A 17,268-nucleotide genomic window follows, 5' to 3' on the forward strand; every position below is an offset into this window, starting at 1 on the left:
GAATCAGACTGGGCCGCAATGACGATCGGACGTTTCGCCGCACGCCGCGCGGGAATCGCCGTGGCGCAGATCGGGATGCTGCTGGCGCTGGTGTTCGTGCTGTCGCTGTGGCTGCCGGGCGATGCCGCCGACGTCCAGGTGGGCGACTTCACGAGCGCCGAACAACGGGACGAGACGCGGCACCTGCTCGGTCTCGACGTCGCTCCGCTCGAGCGATTCGTGTCGTGGTGCACGCACGCCGCCACCGGTGATTTCGGCATGTCGTTCACACAGGGCAGGCCGGTCACGGAGGTGATCGCCGAGTCGTTCGCCACGTCGGCCGTACTCGCGGTGGTCACGACACTGCTGCTCCTGCCCGTCGCGGGCGGTGCGGGTTTCCTCGCCGGACTGAACCCGGACACGCTGTGGGACAGAACCGTCACGACCGTGAGCATCGCGTTCGACTCGATTCCCGATTTCGTGCTCGCGATCGTCCTCGTGTCGTACGTCGCGGTCGAGGCCGGGCTGTTCCCGCCGACCTTCGCGGGCATGAGCGTCGCCGACGTGGTCGCCGCCCCCGCGGTCCTGGTGCTGCCGCTGTTCGTCATGACCTGCCGTGTCGCCGCTCCGCTCGTCCGACTCGTGCGGGCAGGCGTGATCGACGAGATGTCGGCGCCGTACATCGTGCAGGCACGCCACCTCGGAGTGCCACGCCGGTCGTTGTTGCTGCGGCACGTCGCGCCGAATGCGCTCGGCCCCGCGATGCAGGATCTCGGCCGTACGAGCGACAGTCTGCTGTCGGGCGTGCTCGTCGTCGAGGCCGTGTTCGTGGTCCCCGGTGTGGCGACGACGCTCATCGACGCGATCGGCAACCGCGACCAGCCTGTCGTGCTCGCGATCGTGCTGCTCACCGGGCTCGTGACGATCGCCGTCAATGCCGCGATCGACGTGCTGGGGCATCGCATGGTGCCGCGTCAGGTGCGCACGTGAAGCGCCGGGTACGACGCGGCGCGGCTGCCGTGCTCGTCGCGATACCGCTGGTCGTCGCCCTGTGCGGGCCGTGGCTCGCGTCGTCGGCGCCGTCGACGAGCCAGCCTCCGTTCGGCCCGTCGACATGGTCGCCTTTCGGCACCGACCGGCTCGGCCGCGACGTGCTCGCGGCGGCACTCGAAGGCGGGCGACCACTCGTGGTGACGACGGTGGTCACCGTGCTCGTCGCATATCTCGTGGGAGCGATCGCCGGGCTCGCCGCCGCGGCGACGACGCGGCACTGGGTCGAGGATCTCGTGATGCGACCGCTCGACGTGGTGCTGTGCCTGCCGTCGCTGCTGGTCGTCCTGGTGGTCGCGCTGCGCACGGACGGATCACGGGTGGCGATCGCCGTCGCGGTCGGTGCCACGCTGGTGCCACCGATCGCCCGGTTCGTGCGTATGGCGGCGCGCGGTGTCGTGCAGAGTCCCGCGATGGAGACCCTGCGTCTCCAGGGCGTCGGCGCGACGCGGCGCTACGCGGGTCATGCGCGGCGTCGACTCGCGCGCCCGGTCGCGGCGGACGTCGGAGTGCGTCTCGTGGCCGCGCTCTACGTGCTCGCGTCGGCCAACTTCCTCGGCATCGGCTTCGACACGACTTCGACCGACTGGGCGGTGTCGGTCGCCGCGAACAAGGACGGGCTGTTCGTCGCGCCGTGGTCGGTTGCACTGCCCGCGGGCCTCGTCGTCTCGCTCGTCCTCGGCGTCAACCTGCTTCTCGACGAACAACTCTCGATGCGCCGGCGTCTGCGCTCCACACCGGATCCCGCGGCGGTGCCGTCGTGACGGCGCCGCGCGTGCGGGTTCGCGACCTTGCGGTGCACGCGGGCGGCGCGCCGCTCGTCTCCGGCGTCGACCTCGATCTCCATGCGGGGCGCGTCGTCACACTCGTCGGACCGTCGGGCGCGGGCAAGACCACCATCGCCGCGGCCGTCGCGGGCGTGTCGGCGCCGCACCTCACCGTGTCGGGTTCGATCGAGATCGCGCCCGGCTGCCGCGTCGCGCACCTGCCTCAGGACGCGGCGCTCACCCTCAATCCTGCCCGTCGGGTGGGCACGGCCCTCGGAGAACTCGCTGCGCTGCACGGTGATCCACCCCGTGGGTACCGGGCGCGGAAGGCCTGGCGTGCTCGCCAGGTCGACGATCTGTTGTCGCGCGCAGCGTTTCCCGTCGACGAGCGGCACAGACGGATGTGGCCGCGACGGTTCCCGTTCGAGTTCTCCGGCGGGCAACGGACGCGCCTCGCGCTTGCCCAGGTGCTCGCGGCGCGGCCGGACGTCCTGGTGCTCGACGAGCCGTCGACCGGGCTCGACACGGTCAGTCGCCGACTGCTCGTCGATGCACTGGCCGACGTGCGCGCCCGAGGGATGGCACTCCTGCTCGTGACGCACGACGATGTCGTCGCCCACGAGCTGGGTGACGAGATCCTCGGTGTGCGCGACGGCCGGTTCGTGCCGTACCCCCGTCCCGACGACCTCTCCGGCGGGCCGCGACCCTCGGTGCCGGTCGAGGATGCGGTGCTCACCGTCGATGCGGTCACCATCCGGATGTCCCGTTCCACTGTGCTGCAGGGTGTTTCGTTGTCGGCACGACGCAGTGAGCTGGTCGCCCTCGTCGGCCCGTCGGGCTCCGGCAAGACCACGCTCGCGCGCGCGGTCACCGGCCTCGCGCCGTTGTCGCACGGCCGTATCACTCTGGACGGCAGAGCGTTACCTCGTTTGTCCCGTCGCCCACGCGCGACGCTCGCGGACGTGCAATACGTATGTCAGGAGGTGCGTGCGTCGTTCGAGCCGGACCGCCCCGTCGTGGACCAGGTGCTGCGCACGGCGGTGCAGTTGCGCGGCCTGTCGACGGCGGCGGCGAGGACCGAGGCTCGTGCGATCCTGCGGCGACTCGACATCGACGGAGAGCAGGCGTCGCGGCTGCCGGACGCGCTTTCGGGTGGACAGTTGCGTCGTGTCGCGCTGGCCCGCGCGAGCATCGCACGGCCGCGCGTGCTGCTGTGCGACGAGGTGACGACCGGCCTCGAGCGACCGCTTGCCGAGTTGATCCTGGACGAAATCGACGTGTTGCGCCGCGAAATCGGCACCGCGGTCGTCCTGATCGGGCACGACCTTCGTGCGTTGACCGGACGCGCCGACCGGCTGATCGTGCTCGGTCGCGGGGAGGTGACCGACGATCTCGAAACCGGCGACTGGGCACACGGCTCGCCCGGCCTGCACCGACTGCTCGCCGCCGACGGACTCTCGTTCGAACCGGCACCGTCGGGAGAGCCCGCCGCGGTGCACTCTCGGTCGTGAGCCGGTCACCGAGTGGGGACGAGCTCGGCACACCACTCGCCGGTTGTGTGGTCGACGACGAAGCTGGGGCCGGAACAGGTCGGCACGGCACTCGCGTCGGTCAGCCGCGCGGTTCCGTACGGGCCCGCGACCGCGGTCCCCGCATCTCCGTGACTCGACTGCGCCACCGCGTGCGGACCGACGGAGACGGCTGTCTGTGCGGCGCCGCCGCGGGCGGAGGCATCGTCAACGGTGCCGCCGAAGAACGCGAAGGCGGACGCCGCGCTGCCTGCGGTGGCGCTGCTCGTGGCGTCGCCGCCGAACAGGGACACCGACGTCGACGCCGCCCACTCGCCCGCTGCCGACGCGTCGGCCCGACCACCGAACGCCGCGGACGTCGATGCGGCCCCGTCGACCGCGGTGGCGGCCGCATCGCCGCCGACACCGTACGACCCGGCCGCGCTCTCCTGCGCTGCCGCAGCGCTCGCATCGCCGAACAGACCGTGTGCGGCTGCCGCCGACGATCCAGCCGCGTCGGCCACGGCGGCACCCCACGTGCCGTAGGCGTTGGCGGCGGAGCTGTCGTCGGCGCGCGCGAGGCAGTCCGATGCGCCGGACTGGCTCTGTACGGTGTCGTTCCACGCCTGGCATCCCACCGGGCCCGCCGATGCGGGACCGGCAACCACGGCCGAGGCGCCGAGCGCCGTGCCGAATCCGAGAATCCCGGCAACAATCACCTTCAGCATGGGCGGGCCGACCTTCCGCTAGTCCTTCGCGGCGCCGTCGAACGGTGTCGCCTCCTCGACGATATCCAGGAAGGCGCCGAGGGCGGACAGGTTTCGCCAGGTCGACGACCCGCAGGCCCCCCGGCTACCGGCGAGTAGCCTCGGGGGCACCACAGTCGAGTCGAGGAGCATGATGTCGAACAGCTATCCCGGTATCGCGTTCCGGGGGCCGACCGCCGAACGCCAGCGCGTCGCCGGCAGTTACTCGACGTACGGCGTGCAGGCGGAGAACTCCGACGCCGACGGCGCGCCCACCCCGCTCGATGTGCGCGAGAAGTCGTTCGTCGCCGGCGTCGACAGCTTCTTTCTCGCCACCGTCACGCCGACGGGCTGGCCGTACATCCAGCATCGCGGCGGTCCGCGAGGGTTCCTGCACGTCCTCGACTCGCACACGATCGGGTTCGCCGACTTCGCGGGCAACCGCCAGTACGTCACCGCGGGCAACATCGACGGCGACGACCGGGTGGCCCTGTTCCTGGTCGACTATCCCCTTCGTCGACGGCTCAAGATCTTCGGACGCGCGCGGCAGTGCACACCGGACGACGACCCCCGGCTCGCCGAGCAACTGCTGTCGCTCGGCGACCGAGTGATCCGCAGCCGGATCGACCGCCTGGTCACGATCGAGGTGCACGGCTTCGACTGGAACTGCACCAGCCACATCACGCCCCGCTACGACAAGCAGCGGCTCGACGAAGCGCTCGCTCTCGAACGCGAGGAGATCGCGGCGCTACGCGAGAGTATCGCCGAGCTCGAGGCCGAGAACGCACGGCTGCACTCCGAACTCGGCCGCCGCGCCCCGGACGCCGATTCTTCGCGATGAGGACCGGTCGTCGCCGGTCGTCAGCTCAGCACGAACGCTCCACCGGTCGGGCCACTCGACCGTTCCGGTGAGCCGCCACCGATGTCGCGGCCGATCCACACGTCCGGCGTGAGCTGGCGGTACTCGTGAATGCTGATCGGTACCCCGCCGAAGTCCCGTTCGAAGTTCGCGGTCCAGGCAGGCCCACCGTCGATGCGGGACGTGCCGGGTTCGAACGGCCCGCCTGCGTCGTCACCCCACACGTAGTTCTTGTGCACCCACGGATCGCCCGCGGGCGTGGTCGTGAAGGTGAGCGACTTGCCGAGCTCGTTCTGCGCAGTGGAGAGGGCCTGCGCGTTGTCGTAGCCGACGACCCGTCCGCCCAACTGGAAGACCGGAAGCAGCGTGATGGTCTTGGTTCCGGTGGGCGCCTCGCCGACCGGCGCGCTCTCGAACAGCGCCATGATCTCTTCGCTCGAGCAGTGGTACTTCAGCGCCTCGACCGTCGCGTCGCGGTTTCCCTCGTCGACGATGCACCCCGGGGAACTGCCGTCGGCCCCGCTGGGCGGCGGCCCCGCCGCCGCGGACGGTGCGGCCGCCAAGCCCACCGCGAGCAGTGTTCCGGCTACCGCCGATGCCCCGATTCGTCTGGTAGTCATGCGGTAAGTGAACAACCATTCGGGCGCCCGGCACAAGTCGCGGGCCGCCCGGACTCTCCCTCCCATGTGTGTCGTTCCCCGGCGTCGGATGCCCTCGACACCGAATACTGGCACCATGACCGAACCAGACACCCAGGCCGATCAGGACGCAGTGCGGGCCGTGGTTGCCGCGGTCGAACGAGCGCAGCGGGATGAGGACGTCGCCGGATTCGTCGCCCTCTTCCACCCCGACGCCGTGTGGACCACCGGTGCGGGCGTCTTCCTCGACGGCCGCGACGAGATCGAGGCGTTCACCCGCAAGACCCTGCCCGGAGCGACGGCGAACGGCTATGCGACGTACGAGGTCTTCTTCATCCGGTTCTTCCGGCACGACGTCGCGGTCGTGAAAGTGCGCCAACGCTATTGGTCGAACGACGGAGTGCTCCAGTCCGAGGGGTCACCCATGTACGGCATGACCAAGAACGACGAGGACCCGTGGCTCCTCACGTTCTGCCAGAACACTCCCGTCGTCGCGCACTGAGCTCACGGTCGACCGGGGTCACCGTGTTGCCGGGCTCACGCCAGAATGTCGGTGGCGCGGTGGTATTCACCTGCGCCGTCGAGCAGAACGACAGTGCTGTCCGAGTTCTCGGAGCGCAGCGGGAGAATCGCCTGGTACTCGGGTGAGCGGTACCACGCGCGCAGCGCTGCGGGCGACGGGAACTCGACGACGATCGCGTCACCCTCCCAGTCGCCTTCGACCGGCGTGGCCTTGCTTCCGTGCACCAGGAAACGACCCCCGTGCGCCGCGAGCGTCGCGTCGATGCGTTCGAGGTACTCCCGGATCTCGGCACCCATGTGCACATCCCGCAGGATCGCGAGGCCGTAGCCCTTGACTCCCGTCGGTACGGGATCGAGGAAGCCGAGAACACTGGTGAACCTGCCGTTCTCGTCGCTCTCGACGACGTCGAAGCCGAGTGCGGCGGGTGGCTCACCCGGTACACCGAGCGCCCATCCGAACCGCGCCTGGTCGTGATGGGCGTCGACGGGTCCTGCAAGGGTGAACACCATGCCGGGGAACTGCTGCTGCACCGCACCGATCATCGCGCCGATCTCGGCGTGGCCGGCAGCGGAGGCCAGCGGATCGCAGTAGCGTGCGTCGTCCGTGAACACCTCCCGGACGATGTCCGCGCGGCGGTTCGGATCCGTCTCGTTCCACGCCGCGATGTAGCGCGTCACCACGGTGTCGACGGGGTCGAGCCGGATGCCGCTGCCGTTCGGGGAGCCGATGGTCATGACCGTTCCTTTCGTCGGGAGTGGCGGATCGCCACTGCCGTCGACGATTCCCTCCCCGCCGGCCCGCGTCGATTACCTCCGAGGTAATGCCTCGACGTCGCCGCCGGCGCTAGTGTCGGGGTCATGACAGACGTCGCCACCGAACCTGTCGGCCATCTGCTTCGCGGATGGCGCGAGCGCAGGCGGCTCACCCAACTCGCCCTCGCGAACGTCGCCGAGGTGTCGACGCGGCACCTGAGCTTCGTCGAGAGCGGCCGCTCGCGGCCGACGGCGGACATGGTGCTGCGTCTCGCCGAACACCTGGATGTTCCGCTGCGCGAACGTAATACGTTGCTGCTCGCGGCCGGTCACGCGCCGAGCTATCCGTCGCGGGCACTCACCGACACGCCGATGGCGGCCGTGAGCGACGCGATCGACCGGATCCTGGACGCGCATCTGCCTTTCCCCGCCGTCGTGGTGGACCGGGAGTGGGACATGATCGCCGGCAACGACGCCGTGGCCTTGCTGACCGAGGGGGCAGCGCCGCACCTCCTCGAGCCGCCGGTCAACGTGCTGCGGCTGAGCCTGCACCCCGACGGACTCGCACCGCGCATCGTCAACCTGGCCCAGTGGCGCACCCATCTCCTGGACCGACTGCGCCGCGAGATCGCAGTGACGGCCGACGCGTCCACCGCGGCGCTGCTCGACGAGCTCACCGGATATCCCGGCGGCGAGGACGACACACACGACCCGTCCGCACTCCTCGTCCCGCTCACGATCACGGCGGGCGACACCGTGCTGTCGCTGTTCAGTACCACCACGGTCTTCGGCACGCCCCGCGATGTCACGGTCTCCGAGATCGCGATCGAGTCGTTCCATCCCTCGGACGATGCGACACGCGACTTCTTCGCCGCCGCCGCGGGGCGCTGACTCACACTGTGGCCGCACGCGCGTCGAGGTAGGCACGCCAGCTGCCGAACCGTGTGATGTCCTCGGCACCGTCGAGTGCATCGGCGGCGCAACCGAATCCGACGACCCACTGCCCGTCCGCGAGTTCGACGCGGCCGAGGTTCATCGGCGCCGGGAGCGCCGCGAGGAACCGGCCGAGCGCACCATGCGAGAGCTGCCACAACTCACCGGCGACGGATGCCCCGTCGGCGGCGACGCGGGCGAGCCCAGGTTTCGGGGGTGTCGTGTCGAGAGCACCGAGTCGATAGTGCGGGGCGGTGCGGGCGGCACCCGCCCACCGCGCGCCCAGCGCACGCAGTTCCGGTTCGAGCGGCTGGCCCCGCAGGTGCGCACCGACCACGAACAGCTCGACGCACGACACTCCCGCCGCGACGGGCCACGGGACCGTCGGCCGGGGCAGCGGCGGCGCCGCCTCTTCGACGGCCACCGAGACGGACGGAACCGTCACGCGCCTCGCGAGGTCGAGTGCGACCGCGTCGTGGAAAGCCGGGGCCAGCACCGTCACGCCGAACTGCGCGACGCCTGCCTCGCCCTCGTCGACCGTCCCGGACGGCACCGCGACGGCGCACAGGTCGAACAGATTGCAGAAGTTCGTGTACGTGCCGACGCGGGAATTCACGCCGACCGGCTCGTCGGCGACCTCTGCGATCGTCGGCTGGAACGGTGCGGTCGGCACGAGCAGCGCATCGTATCCACCGAGGACGGCGGCGCATGCGTCGCGCAGTTGCTGCAACCGGGCGACGTCCCGCACGTAGTCCGAGCCGGACACGCGACCCGCCGCGGACACGATGGCAGCAACCGTAGGATCGACGTCACCGGGATGCTCGTCGACGAACTCGCCGACAGCAGCGTGCCTTTCGGCCACCAACGCGCCGTCGTACAGCAACCGCGCTGCGGCGAGGAAGGGTGTGAAGTCGACAGCCGCGACATCGCAGCCCGCAGCGCGCAACCGTGCCTCCGCGGCACGGAAGGCCCCGGCCCAACCGGGCGCCATCGCGGGTAGCTCCGCCGGCACCGCGACGCGGGCCTTCTCGGGCGCCGCGAGCGGCACGTCGGCGGGCCACGGCCGCGTGCCGTCGCCGCCTGCCATCACTCCCATCGCCGCGTCGGCGGTGTCGAGGTCGCGGGCCATGATCGTGACGGCGTCCCACGACCGGCACGCGGGCACGACGCCGTCGGTCGACACGACGCCGAGAGTCGGCTTGATCCCGACGATCCCCTGATAGGCGGCGGGCACGCGGCCCGAGCCCGCCGTGTCGGTGCCGATCGCGAGGTCGGCGGCACCGGACGCGACCGCGACCGCCGAGCCCGAACTCGATCCACCCGACACGTGCGTCTCGCGCCGCACGTCGCGCACGCCGCCGTACGGGCTGCGCTGCCCGACGAGCCCGGTCGCGAACTGGTCGAGATTCGTGGTGCCGACGACGACGGCACCCTGCGCGACGAGCCGCCGCACGGCCGTCGCGTCCTGACCGGCCGGATCCGATGCGAAGGCGGGACAGCCGGCCGTCGTGGGGAATCCGGCGACGTCGACGTTGTTCTTGACCGCGAGGCGCAGGCCCGTGAGCGGCCCCCGCGCGCGGGCCAGGTCGGCGGCGACGGCGTCCTCGCCGCGGCGGTGCACGAACGCCTCGGGGCGGTGGCGGTAGGCCGCACCGCGGCCGGTCACGACGCCACCGGCCCGAGCACGACGAGCGCGTCGCCGGGATGGACCTGCGTGGCAGGCTCGGCGCGCACACTCGTGACGACGCCACTCGCAGGCGCGACCACCGGCGCTTCCATCTTCATCGCTTCGAGCACCACGAGCGTCTGCCCTTCTTCCACGACGTCCCCCACTGCCACGTCGACCTTCCACACGTTCGCGACGAACGGCGCGTCGACTCGCTGACCACCGTCGGGTACCTCGACCTCCGCGACGTCGGCGACCACCGCATCGGCCGCCGCGGCCGCACGATCGAACTCACCCGCGATCTCCCATGCCCGACGCTCCTCGTCGAACGCCGCGCTCTGCCCGGCCCGGAACTGCGCGATCGACTCCGCATTGTCGTCGAGGAAACGCTGATGCTCGGCGAGCGAGAACGTGTCGTCGACGACGTCGAGCTCGCTGCGTCCGGCCGCCAGATCGGCACGGAGATCCAGCAGTTCGTCGGGCGAGACGGGATACCAGCTGATCCGGTCGAAGAACCGCAGCAGCCACGGATCGGTTCCGGGCACGGGATGCGTCCGCCACACCTGCGTCGTACGCCCGACGAACTGGTAGCCGCCCGGGCCCTCCATGCCGTAGATGCACAGGTAGGCGCCGCCGATGCCGACCGAGTTCTCCGCCGTCCACGTGCGCGCCGGGTTGTACTTCGTCGTCACGAGCCGGTGCCGAGGGTCGAGCGGCGTCGCGACCGGTGCCCCGAGATAGACGTCGCCGAGCCCCAACACGAGGTACGACGCGTCGAAGACGGTGCGGAATACATCGTCGACGCTGTCCAAACCGTTGATGCGCCGGATGAATTCGATATTCCACGGGCACCATGGCGCGTCGTCGCGCACCCCGGCCATGTACCTCTCGATCGCCTCGCGGGTCGCCGGATCGTCCCAGCTGAGCGGCAACCGAACACGCCTGCTGGGGACGACGAGCTCGGTGACCGCGGGCAGCGTGGCCTCGAGCTCGACGAGCAGCCCGAGGGCCCGCGCCGTCGGCAGGACATCGGGATCCACGTGCACCTGCAACGACCGGATACCCGGAGTCAGGTCGAGGATGCCGGGCGTCCGCAGCTCGACGAGCGCCGTGTAGAGCGCGTGCACCCGTGCGCGCAGGCCGAGATCGAGCACGATGTCGCCGTACTCGACGAGAATCGAGTCGTCGCCCTGACGGCGGTAGGTGACGGCGGGGTCACCGTCGAGACGGCGGAGCACGCCGTCGTCACCGTCGCGCCCGGATACGATCGAGTACGGCGTCAGCGCGCGTGCGGCGGGTACGGCGCGGGCCTGCACCGGCACGAACGACACGGTGTCGCCGGGCCGCAGCTGACCGAGCTTCCACCGCTCCGCGGAGACCACCGTGACCGGGCACACGAATCCACCGAGGCTGGGGCCGTCCGGACCGAGGAGAATCGGGGTGTCGCCGGTGAAGTCGAGCGCGCCCACCGAGTACGGGTTGTCGTGGATGTTCGACGGGTGCAGCCCGGCCTCACCGCCGTCGCGCCGCGCCCACTCCGGCTTCGGGCCGACGAGCCGCACGCCGGTGCGAGCCGAGTTGAAGTGCACCTCGTAGCGCGCGGCGTAGAGCTGGTCGATGTCCGCGCGAGTGAAGAATTCGGGTGCGCCGTGCGGCCCTTCGGTGACCGCGAGTTCCCAGTGCGTGCCGAACTGCGGCCGCGCGGCAGCATCGACCGCTCGACGCGAACTCGGTTCCGCGTGCCGGGCGCGCAGCACGTCGCCCGGACGCAATGCACGGCCGCCGTGCCCACCGAACTTGCCGAGCGTGAACGTCGCAGTACTGCCGAGGTATTCGGGAACGTCGAGCCCGCCTTCGACCGCCAGGTAGGTGCGCAACCCGACTTCGGCGTCACCGATGTCGAGAGTGCTCCCGGCAGGCACGCGCACCGGCTCCCACTGCGGCACCGGCATTCCGTCGACGGTGACCGGGGTGGGCGCACCCGTGACGCACACCCACGTCTCGTGCGTGAAGCGCAGTGCCGGGCCACCGGACGTGCATTCGAGGCCCGCCGCGGCGGTGTCGTTCCCGAGTGCGTCGTTCGCGAGCCGCAACGACCGGTCGTCCATCGCGCCGGACGGCGGGACACCGACCTTCCAGAAACCGAGTCTGCCGTCGGCGTCCTGCACGGTGGTCATCAACCCGGCGCGCAGCACCGTGATCCGCGGCTCCGGGTCGCCGACGCCCGCGAGCGTCGCGGTGGTGTGCGTGGCCGCGACGAACTCGGGCGATGCCACCGCGGCACGCAGCATGCCGAGGTTGACCTCGATGCCGTCGAGCCGGGTGTCGCCGAGCGCTGCGGTCATTCGCGTCAGGGCGGTGGCACGATCCGGTGCGTGGGCGACGACCTTCGCGAGCAGCGGGTCGTACGCGGTGGGAACGTCGGTGCCGGTCCGCGCCCACGCGTCGACGCGGATACCGTCGCCGTCCGGATACCGGACACGCGTGAGAATGCCTGCGCTCGGCCGGAAATCGGCGGCCGGATCCTCGGCGTACACGCGGGCTTCGACCGCGTGCCCACGGACGGGCACCGTGCCCGTGTCGCGGTACGGATCGAGGACGCTCGTATCCCCCGCGGACAATCGCAGCATCCACGCGACGAGATCGACCCCGGTGACCGCCTCGGTGACGGGGTGCTCGACCTGCAGCCGCGCGTTGACCTCGAGGAAGGACGCTTCTTCGCGCTCCGCGTCGTACACGAATTCGACGGTGCCGGCCGAGCGGTAGCGCGCTGCGGCCGCCAGCATGCGCGAGGATGCGTGCAGGTGCGCGCGCACGTGGTCCGGCAGCGCGGGTGCGGGCGCTTCTTCGAGCACCTTCTGGTTGCGCCTTTGCAGTGAGCAGTCGCGATCGCCGAGCACGACGACACCGCCCTCGCCGTCGCCGAAGATCTGGACCTCGACGTGCCGTGCATGCTCGACGTAGCGCTCGGCGAACACGCCTGCCGAACCGAAACTACGCAGCGCGAGCCCGGCGACCCGCTCGTACGCGTCACGGACCTCGTCGGAGGTACGGCACACCGTCATACCGATGCCGCCACCGCCGCCGGTCGCCTTGAGCATGACCGGAAGGCCGATGCGGTCGACCTCGCGCACCGCATGGTCGGCATCCTCGAGCAGCCCGGTTCCGGCGAACACCGGCACCCCGGCGTCGACCGCGGCGGTGCGGGCGGTGTGCTTGTCGCCGAATGTGCGCAGCTGCTGTGGCGTCGGGCCTGCGAACGCGATACCACTGCCTTCGACCGCGGCGGCGAAATCGGCGTCCTCGGACAGGAAACCGTAGCCAGGATGGATCACGTCCGCTCCGCACTCCTTGGCAGCCGACAGGATCGCTTCGGTGTTCAGATAGGACTCGGACGGCGGCGTCGGCCCGATCCACACCGCGTCGTCGGCGAGCCGCACGTGCGCGGCGGAGCGGTCCGCCTCCGAGAAGACGGCGACCGTTCGGTAGCCGAGCTCATGCGCGGAACGAAGGATGCGGCAGGCGATCTCGCCTCGATTGGCGACCAGCAAGGTCTTGCGTCGATCAGACACCGGAGTACACCACCATTTCGGCTCGGCTGGGTTCGAAACCGTTGCACGGGTTGTTGATCTGCGGGCAGTTGGACACGATCACGAGGGTGTCCTTCTCGGCCCTCAGCGACGCGGACAGGCCGGGCGCCGAGATTCCGTCGACGATCCCGAGCGTGCCGTCCTGTTCGACCGGGACGTTCATGAACCAGTTGACGTTCGACACCTGATCCCGCTTGCCCATGCCGTACCGGCCGAGTTCGATCAGGAAGTTGTCGGCACACGCGTGTTGTGCGTAGGTGTGATGGCCGTAGCGCAAGGTGTTCGATTCGCGTGAGCACGCGCCACCGAGGGTGTCGTGCCGCCCCACGTCGTCGGCCACCACCGTGAGCAGCGGATCGTACTCGTTGTCGCGCAGAACACTTCCCGTTGTCAGATAGACGCTCTCCTGCGCCTGGAGGGTCGCCTGAGCACTGTAGGCACGGCTGGTGTCGTCGGCCGCGTAGGCGAGGAAGTCGACTGCCTGGTTCGCGTCGAGGTCGACGATCGACAACACCTCGCCCTTCCGTAAGACGCGGCTCCACGGCGCGCGCGGTGCGACTGTTTCTCGACTGGTCTCGGTGCCGAAAATCGTCATCGGAGTCCCCTACTCGTTCGGTAGTCCACGGTGTTCTCGTATGCGCGACGCGCTTCCGGCGACGCCGACCACTGGGCGTCGGCGGGTCCGGTGGTGCGATCGCGCCACGCGACGATGTCGAGTGCGCTCGACGTGTAGGCGGGGCGAGGGTCCATCGGGTGGGCGGTGTTCGCGATCAGCACGATCACCGGGAGCTCGGTCCGCAGGGTCACGCTCGCGCCCGCACCGGCCGAGCCCAGCCAGCCGGGACGGCCGTCCACGTCCACCCGGATTCCCTGGAACAGCGACAGGCACGGCGGCAGGTCGCGGCGGCCGAGCCCGTTCTTCGCTGCGGCCGCGGCCAGCAGTTCGCGGCCCGCGGGACTCGGCCCCTGCAGTTCGCCGTCGCCGTACCGCTGTTCGTTTCGGGCGCGCGTCGACGTTCCGTAGAGCGTGTCGTGCCGGCCGGAGCCGTCGTGCACGAGCGTCGCCAGCACACGGCCCTGATCGCTCAGCAGGACGTACCCGGTGCCCGGATAGACCTGCCACTGGACCTTCCCGGTGTCGGCGACGTTGAGACGCTCCCACGGCATGTCGGCGTTGTAGAGGACGACCGACGCGCACGCGTCTCCCTCGACGTCGGTGAGCCGGAGCGCGGTGCCCGGCGCGAGCACTCGGTGCGCGTAGCCGCCTCCGGGCACCAGGTCGGCCCACACGACGTCGTCTGCGGGGACGCCCGAGGGGGCGGAGGTCGTGGCCGCCGCGGGGACCGTCGGGGCGGCGAGTCCGGTTGCGGCGCGGGCCAGTTCTTCCTGTGCGCGGGCGTGGGCCCGTGCACCTTCCGTCGTGCTCGTCTCCGCGTGGTCGACGCTCATCGTGTCCTCCCGGCTATTTTCTGTCGGTCAATCGAAAGTGAACCGGCCGGCCGTGTCACGCGCGTCTCGCCGACGTAAAACGTGCGTTAACCGGGCCGACGGGCACCCGCGGCGGCCCGCTCGAGCCGGTCGCACGTACGATCGCCTCGTGGCAGGTCGCGGACGTCCCCGAGCATCCGGTCCGTCCAGCACCGGGCTGACGACGGAGCAGGAGATCCTGCAGGCGGCCGGAAAGCTGTTCTGCACCGAGGGCTACGGCAGCGTCAGTACCTATCGCATCGCACGCGCCGCGCGAATCTCCCAGGCGACGATGTACCACTACTTCGCGGGCAAGCACGAGATTCTGTCGACGCTGCTGCTCGAGACCGTGCAGCCGTCGGTCGCCTTCGCCGAGCATCTCGTGACCAGCGACGCCCCCGCCCCGGCACGACTGTGGGCGCTGTGTGCCTTCGACACCCGACTGCTCGTGTCCGGGCCGGAGAACCTCGGCGCGCTGTACCTGCTGCCCGAGCTGTCCGACGAGCGGTTCGCCGCATTCCACGCGGAGCGGACGCGCCTGCGCGCCGTCTACCGCACGCTCGTGCGCGCGTGCCCCGACGTCGGCGACGCCGTCGCGCAGGATCTCGCCGACCTCGTGTTCGGCCTCGTGGAGAGCGCGATCCTGCGCCGCCGCCAAGACCTCGACGGCGTGGGCGGCACGAGCATCGACGACGGGTTCGCGACGCGCACTGCAGACGCGGCCCTGCGTGTTGTCGGCCTCGGTCCGGCCGCCGGGATGGAAGCCGCGCGAGCCGGTCAGGCACTTGCCGCCGCAGCGCCTTCCTGAGCTCGACTCGCCAATATCGTTGTCACACAGCATGGTTATACGTCGAAGGCGACGTAATGAGCTCTTTACTGCGGCGTAACCACCGCCGTTCACATCGGCGGTAATTTTCTGTCGCATGACAGTTATTCGGGTGGAGCCGACATCTTCGGCGGTGTCCGTCGGCGCCGGATCGCTGGCGGGCATGGAGTTGAACCGCACGCTGCTCGCCGCCGACGGCGAACTCGACGACACGAGCACCGTCACCTGGGTCCAGGGGGCGCAGTGGTACTGCGACGTGCGCCGGCCCGCAGATTTCGTCGCGCCCACCGCCGGATGCCTGGCCGACCTCGACCGCGCCGATCTGCACGCCCTCGCCCGTCAGCAGGGTTTCGCCGGCCGTCTCGTCGACGGGCACGTCGCGGGCACCCGCGGGAGCCATGTCGTGTGGTCCCACGAGGTCGATCTGCACCCCGACACACCAGCCGACGCCGGGGTCCTCGAACTCGCCGGCCCCGACATCGTGCACGAGCGCGGGGTGCACGCCGACTACCTCGAGCACTGGCGGATCGTCGGACGCGGCGAAGCCCGCGAGTGGCAACTCGTCGACCCTCACACCGGCGCCCGGGGCGTGCTGGTCGTCGTCGGGAACCGATTCGGGTGGGCCCGCGGGCGCGCCGACGGATTCCGCGGCGCCCTCACCGACGCGATCGACGCCGCCGTGAGCGACGACGACGCCCGTGCGCTGTTCGACTGCGAGGTGTGCATCGGCACCGTGAGGGGCCCCGCCGGCGCGGCGTGGACGGTCACGATGTCGACTCTGCCGTTCCGTGAAGGCGCGCAACTCGGCCCGCTGCTCGGCGAATCGACGGTGACGGTCACCGATTTCGACCCGAACGGACAGGAAGTCCGCCGTAACTGGGCCGTCTGCGACTCCCAGTCGACCAGGAGCACACCATGACCGACACGTCCGCCGCACACGCCGCGTTCACCGCGGTACCCGTGATCGACGTCTCCCGCCTACGTTCGCCCGACCCACGGGCGCGTGCGACATGCGCCGAGGAACTCGGCCGCGCCGCCCGGGACGTCGGCTTCGCACAGATCGTCGGGCACGGTGTCGCCGACGACACGTTCACCGCGATGTACGACGCCGCACAGCGATTCTTCGCACTTCCCCCCGAACGCAAGATGCACGCCTACATCGGGCGATCCACCAACCACCGCGGCTACGTCCCTCCCGGCGAGGAGGTCTTCGCGGGCGGCACGCCCGACGCGAAGGAAGCGTTCGACCTGTCGATCGACCTGCCCGCCGACGACCCCCGATATCTCGCCGGGAACCCGCTGCTCGGGCCCAACCAGTGGCCCGACCTGCACGGCTTCGCCGAACCGGTCCGCCGCTACTACGACGCGGTCTTCGACCTCGGCAGGCACGTATTGCGCGCCTTCGCGCTCGCGCTCGGCGAACCGGAGGACCTCTTCGACCGCTGGGTCACGACTCCGCCGTCCCAGCTGCGGCTCGTCCACTACCCCTACGACGCTTCCGCACACGATCGGCCGGGCATCGGCGCACACACCGACTACGAGGTGTTCACTGCTGCGGCCGACCGCACCCGGACTCGAGGTGATGAACGGTGCAGGCGAGTGGATCGACGTACCGTTCCGCGACGACGCGCTGGTCCTCAATACCGGTGACCTCCTGGAAATCTGGACCAACGGCGAGTTCGTCGCGACCTCGCACCGCGTCCGCAAGGTTGCCCAGGAGCGGTACTCGTATCCGTTGTTCTTCAATGTCGACTACGACACCACTGTCGCACCGATGGACCGGTTCACGCGCAACGGCGGCGCGCGTTATCCGTCCGTCGTCGCGGGTGAGCACCTGTTCGCGCAGACCGCACAGAGTTTCGACTATCTGCGGCGCCGCGTCGCCGACGGCAGCGTCGCATTGCCATCCGGGGCACGGCCGTTGTACTCGCTCGGCCGTGAGGCCGAACTCGGCGCCCGCTGAC

Annotated in this window: 15 protein-coding genes and 1 pseudogene; 9 read left to right on the top strand and 7 right to left on the bottom strand. The window is 70.3% G+C overall.

The genetic code is table 11. The annotated features are described in order from the left end of the window. Nucleotides 1-18: 18 nt before the first annotated feature. Genes HCA44_RS18915 through HCA44_RS21310 form a run of 3 tightly spaced genes read left to right on the top strand, consistent with a single transcriptional unit; the run spans nt 19 to nt 3,307 of the window. Entirely contained in the window at nt 19-969 is a 951-nt protein-coding gene (locus HCA44_RS18915) for an ABC transporter permease (RefSeq protein ID WP_169650877.1), read from the top strand. Continuing rightward, on the top strand, nt 966-1,793 hold the full coding sequence (locus HCA44_RS18920) for an ABC transporter permease subunit (protein ID WP_346764797.1): 828 nt from the start codon (nt 966-968) through the stop codon (nt 1,791-1,793). The genes HCA44_RS18915 and HCA44_RS18920 overlap by 4 nt, the downstream gene beginning before the upstream one ends. Beyond that, the gene (locus HCA44_RS21310; RefSeq protein ID WP_169650878.1) at nt 1,790-3,307 is read left to right on the top strand and encodes an ATP-binding cassette domain-containing protein; all 1,518 of its coding nucleotides are present in this window, start codon (nt 1,790-1,792) and stop codon (nt 3,305-3,307) included. Before HCA44_RS18920 ends, HCA44_RS21310 begins: the two co-directional genes overlap by 4 nt. Before the next feature lie 5 nt (nt 3,308-3,312). Here HCA44_RS21310 and HCA44_RS18930 read toward each other — a convergent pair whose 3' ends face one another. Next, a complete protein-coding gene (locus HCA44_RS18930) occupies nt 3,313-4,032 on the bottom strand; it encodes a hypothetical protein (RefSeq protein ID WP_169650879.1) in 720 nt (239 codons plus the stop codon). A 169-nt stretch (nt 4,033-4,201) separates the two neighbouring features. Between HCA44_RS18930 and HCA44_RS18935 the strand changes: the two genes are divergently transcribed. Beyond that, nucleotides 4,202-4,891 carry a pyridoxamine 5'-phosphate oxidase family protein gene (locus HCA44_RS18935; protein ID WP_169650880.1) on the top strand — a complete coding sequence of 230 codons (690 nt, stop codon included), beginning with the start codon at nt 4,202-4,204 and terminating at the stop codon, nt 4,889-4,891. 20 nt (nt 4,892-4,911) lie between these two features. Here the strand turns inward: HCA44_RS18935 and HCA44_RS18940 are convergent, their stop codons facing one another. Further along, nucleotides 4,912-5,529, bottom strand: a complete 618-nt coding sequence (locus HCA44_RS18940; RefSeq protein ID WP_240945651.1) for a hypothetical protein — start codon at nt 5,527-5,529, stop codon at nt 4,912-4,914. A gap of 115 nt (nt 5,530-5,644) precedes the next feature. Here HCA44_RS18940 and HCA44_RS18945 point away from each other — a divergent pair, with 115 nt between their 5' ends. Continuing rightward, on the top strand, nt 5,645-6,049 hold the full coding sequence (locus tag HCA44_RS18945) for an SgcJ/EcaC family oxidoreductase (protein ID WP_169650881.1): 405 nt from the start codon (nt 5,645-5,647) through the stop codon (nt 6,047-6,049). Nucleotides 6,050-6,084: 35 nt separating this feature from the next. Here HCA44_RS18945 and HCA44_RS21315 read toward each other — a convergent pair whose 3' ends face one another. Then, complete coding sequence (locus tag HCA44_RS21315; RefSeq protein ID WP_346764798.1) at nt 6,085-6,804, bottom strand: DUF1330 domain-containing protein; 720 nt, start codon at nt 6,802-6,804, stop codon at nt 6,085-6,087. Nucleotides 6,805-6,927: 123 nt separating this feature from the next. On the opposite strand from HCA44_RS21315, the gene HCA44_RS18960 reads away from it, so the two are divergent. After that, nucleotides 6,928-7,713: a helix-turn-helix transcriptional regulator gene (locus HCA44_RS18960; RefSeq protein ID WP_169650882.1), complete on the top strand. Its 786-nt coding sequence runs from the start codon at nt 6,928-6,930 to the stop codon at nt 7,711-7,713. 1 nt (nt 7,714) lies between these two features. Here the strand turns inward: HCA44_RS18960 and atzF are convergent, their stop codons facing one another. Genes atzF through HCA44_RS18980 form a run of 4 tightly spaced genes read right to left on the bottom strand, consistent with a single transcriptional unit; the run spans nt 7,715 to nt 14,460 of the window. After that, nucleotides 7,715-9,421 carry an allophanate hydrolase gene (atzF, locus tag HCA44_RS18965; protein WP_169650883.1) on the bottom strand — a complete coding sequence of 569 codons (1,707 nt, stop codon included), beginning with the start codon at nt 9,419-9,421 and terminating at the stop codon, nt 7,715-7,717. Further along, the gene (gene uca / locus HCA44_RS18970) at nt 9,418-12,993 is read right to left on the bottom strand and encodes an urea carboxylase (RefSeq protein ID WP_169650884.1); all 3,576 of its coding nucleotides are present in this window, start codon (nt 12,991-12,993) and stop codon (nt 9,418-9,420) included. Before uca ends, atzF begins: the two co-directional genes overlap by 4 nt. Further along, entirely contained in the window at nt 12,986-13,606 is a 621-nt protein-coding gene (locus tag HCA44_RS18975; protein WP_169650885.1) for an urea amidolyase associated protein UAAP2, read from the bottom strand. The genes uca and HCA44_RS18975 overlap by 8 nt, the downstream gene beginning before the upstream one ends. Beyond that, nucleotides 13,603-14,460 (bottom strand): urea amidolyase associated protein UAAP1, encoded by an 858-nt coding sequence (locus HCA44_RS18980; protein WP_169650886.1) that lies wholly within the window; start codon nt 14,458-14,460, stop codon nt 13,603-13,605. Before HCA44_RS18980 ends, HCA44_RS18975 begins: the two co-directional genes overlap by 4 nt. 148 nt (nt 14,461-14,608) lie before the next feature. Between HCA44_RS18980 and HCA44_RS18985 the strand changes: the two genes are divergently transcribed. The 3 genes and pseudogenes from HCA44_RS18985 (at nt 14,609) to HCA44_RS18995 (ending at nt 17,267) form a co-directional block, all read left to right on the top strand. Then, on the top strand, nt 14,609-15,286 hold the full coding sequence (locus HCA44_RS18985; RefSeq protein WP_169650887.1) for a TetR/AcrR family transcriptional regulator: 678 nt from the start codon (nt 14,609-14,611) through the stop codon (nt 15,284-15,286). 130 nt (nt 15,287-15,416) lie between these two features. Next, complete coding sequence (locus tag HCA44_RS18990; RefSeq protein WP_169650888.1) at nt 15,417-16,223, top strand: hypothetical protein; 807 nt, start codon at nt 15,417-15,419, stop codon at nt 16,221-16,223. Beyond that, nucleotides 16,220-17,267 (top strand): annotated as a pseudogene (locus HCA44_RS18995) (2-oxoglutarate and iron-dependent oxygenase domain-containing protein). The gene HCA44_RS18990 and the pseudogene HCA44_RS18995 overlap by 4 nt, the downstream one beginning before the upstream one ends. Nucleotide 17,268 lies beyond the last annotated feature (1 nt).

The sequence above is a fragment of the Rhodococcus sp. HNM0569 genome (assembly GCF_012726205.1).
Classification (GTDB): Bacteria; Actinomycetota; Actinomycetes; order Mycobacteriales; family Mycobacteriaceae; genus Rhodococcus_F.

Excerpts from the sequence above, each read along its gene's own strand:
- HCA44_RS18935 (WP_169650880.1), top strand. The coding sequence starts at position 4,202 with ATGATGTCGAACAGCTATCCCGGTATCGCGTTCCGGGGGCCGACCGCC.
- HCA44_RS18940 (WP_240945651.1), bottom strand. The coding sequence starts at position 5,529 with ATGACTACCAGACGAATCGGGGCATCGGCGGTAGCCGGAACACTGCTC.
- HCA44_RS18980 (WP_169650886.1), bottom strand. The coding sequence starts at position 14,460 with ATGAGCGTCGACCACGCGGAGACGAGCACGACGGAAGGTGCACGGGCC.
- HCA44_RS21315 (WP_346764798.1), bottom strand. The coding sequence starts at position 6,804 with ATGACCATCGGCTCCCCGAACGGCAGCGGCATCCGGCTCGACCCCGTC.
- HCA44_RS18945 (WP_169650881.1), top strand. The coding sequence starts at position 5,645 with ATGACCGAACCAGACACCCAGGCCGATCAGGACGCAGTGCGGGCCGTG.
- HCA44_RS18930 (WP_169650879.1), bottom strand. The coding sequence starts at position 4,032 with ATGCTGAAGGTGATTGTTGCCGGGATTCTCGGATTCGGCACGGCGCTC.
- HCA44_RS18975 (WP_169650885.1), bottom strand. The coding sequence starts at position 13,606 with ATGACGATTTTCGGCACCGAGACCAGTCGAGAAACAGTCGCACCGCGC.
- HCA44_RS18960 (WP_169650882.1), top strand. The coding sequence starts at position 6,928 with ATGACAGACGTCGCCACCGAACCTGTCGGCCATCTGCTTCGCGGATGG.
- HCA44_RS18915 (WP_169650877.1), top strand. The coding sequence starts at position 19 with ATGACGATCGGACGTTTCGCCGCACGCCGCGCGGGAATCGCCGTGGCG.